This window comes from Bradyrhizobium hipponense (genome assembly GCF_008123965.1).
Lineage (GTDB): Bacteria > Pseudomonadota > Alphaproteobacteria > Rhizobiales > Xanthobacteraceae > Bradyrhizobium > Bradyrhizobium hipponense.
In genome coordinates this window covers 1-5,634 of record NZ_VSTH01000265.1, presented here as the reverse complement: position 1 = coordinate 5,634, position 5,634 = coordinate 1, and the positions used below count along the sequence as shown (strand labels likewise).

At 60.0% G+C, this 5,634-nt stretch carries 5 protein-coding genes and 3 pseudogenes; 4 read left to right on the top strand and 4 right to left on the bottom strand.

Annotated features, from left to right (window positions below; translation table 11 throughout):
* The 3 genes and pseudogenes from FXV83_RS41520 to FXV83_RS41510 all read right to left on the bottom strand — a co-directional run.
* A pseudogene (locus tag FXV83_RS41520) lies at positions 1 to 777 on the bottom strand (recombinase family protein); the annotation flags it as partial.
* Between the two features lie 28 nt (positions 778 to 805).
* Positions 806 to 1,231, bottom strand: coding sequence for a hypothetical protein (locus tag FXV83_RS41515; RefSeq protein WP_148745776.1), 426 nt, complete (start codon positions 1,229 to 1,231; stop codon positions 806 to 808).
* Between the two features lie 9 nt (positions 1,232 to 1,240).
* Positions 1,241 to 1,495, bottom strand: a complete 255-nt coding sequence (locus FXV83_RS41510) for a type II toxin-antitoxin system prevent-host-death family antitoxin (RefSeq protein ID WP_148745775.1) — start codon at positions 1,493 to 1,495, stop codon at positions 1,241 to 1,243.
* Positions 1,496 to 2,508: 1,013 nt separating this feature from the next.
* Between FXV83_RS41510 and FXV83_RS41500 the strand changes: the two genes are divergently transcribed.
* On the top strand, positions 2,509 to 3,438 hold the full coding sequence (locus tag FXV83_RS41500) for a hypothetical protein (RefSeq protein ID WP_148745773.1): 930 nt from the start codon (positions 2,509 to 2,511) through the stop codon (positions 3,436 to 3,438).
* Between the two features lie 394 nt (positions 3,439 to 3,832).
* Here the strand turns inward: FXV83_RS41500 and FXV83_RS41495 are convergent, their stop codons facing one another.
* Positions 3,833 to 4,009: a thiol-disulfide oxidoreductase DCC family protein gene (locus FXV83_RS41495; RefSeq protein WP_283811757.1), complete on the bottom strand. Its 177-nt coding sequence runs from the start codon at positions 4,007 to 4,009 to the stop codon at positions 3,833 to 3,835.
* Between the two features lie 289 nt (positions 4,010 to 4,298).
* On the opposite strand from FXV83_RS41495, the gene FXV83_RS45655 reads away from it, so the two are divergent.
* The 3 genes and pseudogenes from FXV83_RS45655 to FXV83_RS43705 all read left to right on the top strand — a co-directional run.
* Positions 4,299 to 4,931, top strand: a complete 633-nt coding sequence (locus FXV83_RS45655) for a PrpF domain-containing protein (protein ID WP_430648985.1) — start codon at positions 4,299 to 4,301, stop codon at positions 4,929 to 4,931.
* 20 nt (positions 4,932 to 4,951) lie between these two features.
* Positions 4,952 to 5,167, top strand: a pseudogene (locus FXV83_RS45650) (methylisocitrate lyase); the annotation flags it as partial.
* 13 nt (positions 5,168 to 5,180) lie between these two features.
* A pseudogene (locus FXV83_RS43705) lies at positions 5,181 to 5,288 on the top strand (ATP-binding protein); the annotation flags it as partial.
* Positions 5,289 to 5,634: the final 346 nt, after the last annotated feature.

Sequence of the window (5,634 nt, the reverse complement as noted above, 5' to 3'; positions counted from 1 at the left end):
CGTTCTTCACGGACGACTCTTTAACGTAACGCTGCCGGTTCCAGACCAGCCGGCCGACATACAACTCATTATTGATGAGGCCGGTATTGATGAGGCCGGTGCCGCGCTTTACGTGTCCGCGGATCGTCGAGTCATTCCATAAATTCCCATCGGGGCCGACGATACCCTCAGCATTTAGCGCTCTGGCGATCGCGCGCGGGCTGATGCCAGACGCAAAACCCTAAAAATGCGACGCGCAACAATTGCCTCCGCTCCATCGATCTCGCGATCGCCGCGGATTAGATCGCCACGCCCATCCAGCTTTTTGACGACGCGATAGCCGTAGCAGAGGCCACCGCCGGACTTGCCGTCCTCGACGCGACCACGCAGCCCGCGATGCGTTTTCGCTGCAAGGTCCTTCAGGAATAGGGCGTTCATGGTGCCCTTGAGCCCAACGTGCAACTCGCTGATTTCGCCCTCGGCCAGCGTGATGATCGGCACACCTGCAAAGCGGAGATGCTTGAATAGCGTTGCGACATCCGCCTGATCGCGACTGATGCGATCTAGCGCTTCCGCCAACACGACGTCGAATTGTTGGCGCTGAGCATCCTGCAAGAGCGTCTGGATGCCCGGCCGCAAAATCATGCTGGCGCCGGAAATTCCCGCATCCTTGTAAGTGCTGACGATCGTCCACTTCTCGCGCTCAGCCTTCTCTCGGCAGATGCGCAATTGGTCTTCGATCGAAGCATCGCGCTGATTGTCGGAGGAATAGCGGGCATACAGGGCAACGCGGGTCATCGGAGGCTTCCCTTACATCCCTACGCAATCAGCGGCGCACTGCGCCGCTCTTGTTCTGTCGAGCGAGCTCGAGGAACCTGGCTTTGATCTGCGCGAACAAGCCGGGCGGAATAAAGCCATAACCGAATACGCCCGGCTTTCCCGGGACCGGTAAAAGACCGGCGTTCGGCCATTCGTCGATGTTGTGCTCGGATACGATGACCCAGCTCCGCGCATCGTCGAGACCAATTGCCTGTTTGACCTTCGCTGGAATCTCAATCCCGATCGTATCGCCATCGGGCGGCGTATGGGTGATCGGCAACAGGACCACAAAACGTGGCCTTGTCTGGCTGTCGCTCGCGGCGACGAGACAGGCCGGACGGTCCTTTCCCTGATCACGTCCCGCTGCCGCTTCATGGGTCCAAAGATAATCATAGCGGACGACGAAGCCCGGCTTAGGCTCAGGAAAGGCCACTTGGCCGGCTCACTTGAGCAGTTCGTTGAGCGCGGCATGTTCAGGGTCCATCTCGGCCCGTTCAACAGCGTCGATCACCACCTGGGATGTATCGACCGTTCGGTAGGTGCGCTTGGCGGCCGCCGTTAGCCAGTCATAGTGTTCGGCCGACATCAGCACGAACTCCCGCCGGCCGTGGCGCGTAATCTCTACGGGCTCTCGCTGAGCCTGGTGCTGAAACTCGCCGAATTTGCGTTGGAATTCCAAGGCGCTCGTTTGAACCATGACGGGTTTTCCGACTAGGGTGGTTGATTGAGTCCGCATTATACGTATAATATGGACTCGCGTCAACTTCTGTCTTTTGTCATGGCGACTATCCTCGCTTCTTAATATCAGCTCCTTCCTTCGTCTTTTGGCGTTGGTGTCGCCGCTCGAACTCCTCGCGGGCCATCTGGCGGCCAATCAGGCGGGCTAGGCGCAGGGTCGCCTCGTCGACCCGAGCGCTGACCGTCGGGTCTGGTCCTTCTGGTGCCGCGGCAGCGAACAACTCGATCTGAGCCCTTTCGTTCTTTGCCGCCATATTCCCATGCCTCTAGCCAAATCGGACTTTCAACATGGAAACGGACACGGTTGATGCGAGAAAGGGGGATCCAATGTGGGTGCGGGATTTGGATAGCTATGGCGTGGAATTCGGATGGGCGCCGCAAGCCCGCCTTGATAGCGATGATCATTGTGACTTGCGCGCGAGACCACGCGAGACGCTTCCCGATCGGCGATGAAGTTGTTTCGGCCGATAGCAGACATCGCTGCTCTGTTCGAATAAAATGCGGAAAATAGCCGACGTCTGAAGATTCGTCGTTGCCCCGGGAGACTCTATGGATAGGTCGGGAAGCGACTTGGGATGCTAGGAGAACGACAGCTCGGGTGCGGTAATCTCAGGTTCGGCGAATGTCGGATGGCTCCTAACACCAGAGCAATCGGCCAGTTCGCCGTTGGAATACGGGGCACGCTAGAATGGCGCTTGCACCAACGGCAGCGACAATTAGCGTAGGCCAAAACCCTGGGGCTTCTCGATGGCCAGTTTCCGGCATTCGCTGAGGGTGTTGCGGAGGATCGCTACGCGCTCTGGCTGGGTTCCGGCATTTCATTTGGCCGTGTCGACGGGCTCAAGAAGGTAGTCCCGCGTGTTATCGAATTCCTCCGCGCACAAATCGTAGTCGGAGAACGGATTAGACGGCCCTTCAAGATCGACAGAAATCCTGGTGTCCCGCGCAGGCTTTTACAGCGAGCGTTGTTACTTGGCCCAAGCGACGCTGGGCCGACTGCTGGAAATCTACGAGGACAAAGATACGCGCAAGACCGACTCGCCACTGACGAAGTTCGTCAAGGATCTGCTTGGACTGGATCACCTCGATGCGCTGATCGAGGGGTTGCATGATGTGGGCGATGTGCGCCGCCTACGTGACACGGTTCCGGTCTATTGGGAGGTCCGAGGGAACATACCAACACTCGAGAAGGAAATCGGTACCGATACAGCTGAACGGGTGCGTCTCGATGATGAGATCCGGGTCGTCAATGATCGGCTGCTGAGCAAGCTCATGGAGATCGGCGTTCAGGCCGGTTCGACGGCATCCGACGCGGAGCTTACCCGGATTTTGGCAAGCCGTCCTGAGGAGCCCGAGCTTCAACGGCTGGCACGATTGCGCCGGGACATCCTCGCGACGCGCGACCAGTGGCGGACGGTGCAGTCGCCCGTTACTGCCGTCGATCGCGACGGTGCTGAACGAGCGGCAGCTGATGCCAACGCCGCGCTGGAAGCTTGGAGGTTGTCATCCGGGCAGATGCTCGAGAATATCTTCGCCAGCCTTAAAGAGTTTTTCGCCGACTTGCCTTCGCCACTTTCTACCGGGCCAGAGCGCGCGCGGGCGGCGGCCATTCAGACGCTGAACGTGGAACTGGAGCGCTGCGTCGCGGTATTGACACGAGATACGCAGGACACGACGCGAATTGAGTCGCTAGATCAAAACTCGGAGAGAGCTCGATCTCGGCAAGCCGTGCTTGAGGAGCAGATCGCGGACCATGCGGCCGAGGCCGGGACACTCGCACAAGCTCTTGCTCAAATCCTGCCGCATATCCATTCGGATGATTGTCCCGTCTGTGGTCGCGACTTTGGTGAGATCGCAACCGAACCACTGCGGCCCATATCTCGAATCGAATCGCCGAGCTGACGGAAAGCGCCGGGCGGCTGCAGGCGCTGATGCGCGAGCGGGCGGAGGCGGCGCGAATCCTCGGTGATGTCGACCGAGAGCGCGCAGGAATTGCAGCGCGGCAACTGACGTCTGCTGCCCGAGATGATTTAAAGGGTCGACGCGCTCGGCTGGAGGAGCTGCAAAGATCGATGACGGATATCGCGCCAGCAGCGGTCGCCGGAGAAGGATTGATTTCGGCTGCAGTAGTGACGTCCCGACGTTTGAACGAGCTTCGTTCCTTCGATCACGGCCCGCTCTGGAGTCCCGCATCGCACGCGAAGCTGATCCGGTAGATTGTGCTTACGGTGATAAGGACTGAGTTGAATTGCGGTAACGCTGCTTCCTTCGTCAGGTCGGCCACAGCCAACCAGCGTCAGGCGCCATCATCCCGCAGTTTCGGGGCGGCTCGCGATGGCCACGAACGATCCGAATTCGGCAGGATGCAAGCGTCACGACGGCCGAACCAGCGATAGCGGTTGCACGCGACCAAGTCATAGATCGCGTCGCGGATCATCCGTGGGATGAATTGGAAGATCCACGTCCACTGCAGAGTCAGGAACGAAAGTATCGGCTACATAGCAGCGGGGAAAGAACGGCAAAAGGCGTCAGAAGCGGCGCTATGCGGTGAGCACAGACATCCGTTCACCGCAATATCATCGACATAGCTGGCGAAGGGGGCGTCTATCGTCCATCCCTGCATTTGGAGCGGGCGCGAACTGCTATCGACTGCTTAATTGAGCCCGGGCACTCGGATGAAGCAACGATCGCCAGTCGATCGAACCGTCGCACCGGAGAGAAACATTCAAAACGTTCGCATCGCGCGAAGGTGAACCGGACGCCTGCTGCCGACCGGACACGCCTGCGATCATTTCGACCTCCCCGACCTGGGCTCCGTTGAGGTCTCTCTAGTCGATGCCGCCAACCTTCGCGTCTTTGTCGCCGCCGCCTCGCTTGGCAAGGACGGCAGCGAGATGCCCGAGGCACTCGAGAGCGATCCGGTATTTCTCGAACGGATGGAGGCGATTCGCTGCGCGGGTTCGGTTGCGATGGGCCTTGCACCTGATGTCGCGGCAGCCGCCGAGATCTCGAGCGTGCCCAAGGTCGCGATGATCGTGGCGCCGCGCCAAATGACGACGTTATCGGGTCGGGCGCTTGAGCCTTCGGATATGTCGCTGGGCATCCGGATGATTTCGATCAGTCAGCCGCACCGGGCAGTTCCGATCACCTTGCGATCGCGGTGCGCATCAATGGCACGCTTGCGAACCGGATGGTGCGCGCCGGCGATGGCCCGATTACTATCGCCCACCCCTCCGGTACGACCGTGGTCGATGCGGTCGTCGAACACGCCGACAATCCCGCGGAGGCACGAACCATTCATGGCGCGGTTTACCCCACTGCGCGGCGGCTGTTCGAGGGCAACGTGTTCTATCGATCTGCCAAATCCACTGCGCAAACGCGACGCAGCGCATTAACGATCCCGGAGCTCTGGACGATGACTTATCTCGTTGCCGCCGATCCTCCCGGCGCATCCGCCGGCCGCCGCTTTTGCGACCTGTTGAAGCGGCCCGGCATTCTGAAGTTGCCGGGCGCTCACAACGGTATGGCGGCGCTGCAGGCCAAGGCGGCCGGTTTCGACGCGCTTTATCTTTCGGGCGCAGCCATGACGGCGTCGATGGGCCCGCCCGATCTCGGCATCATCACCGTGGATGGCCGAGCGTGTTTGCGATGCCAAAATGACTACCGCGCTGCTCGACCGATTGAGCCATCACTGCGGCATCGTCGAGACCGGCAACGACAGCCGCCGCTTTAAAAGCCGCGACGATGTTTAAACAACCCGCGCTCGCGCCGCCTCCGCAACCCCGACCAGCTCCGACGACCCCGCGCTACCAGCAGAGCACGCCGATCAAAGGGGTCCCTGTTGGATGCCGATAGGGGTCCCAGTCGAACGCCGATTGACAAGCAGATCGCGCCATCGGCCGGAAGAAGACTCGGGCGCCGTCGACAGAAACGCAAGCTGTGTCACGTTTGCCGAAAAGCCAAACGAAGGGATGTGTTGAGCCGCGTGGTTGTGAACGTCATGCATTGCAGCCGAGACGCAGTGCAGCTTCGCGCACCGACCGCCGCTCCCGATGAGTTACTCCTGTGAAACGTGCTCCACTAGGTCAGCGTTTTCTT

What these genes read in the sequence shown, in the direction of transcription:
- FXV83_RS41510 (WP_148745775.1), bottom strand. Translation starts at nt 1,495, where the DNA reads ATGGTTCAAACGAGCGCCTTGGAATTCCAACGCAAATTCGGCGAGTTT.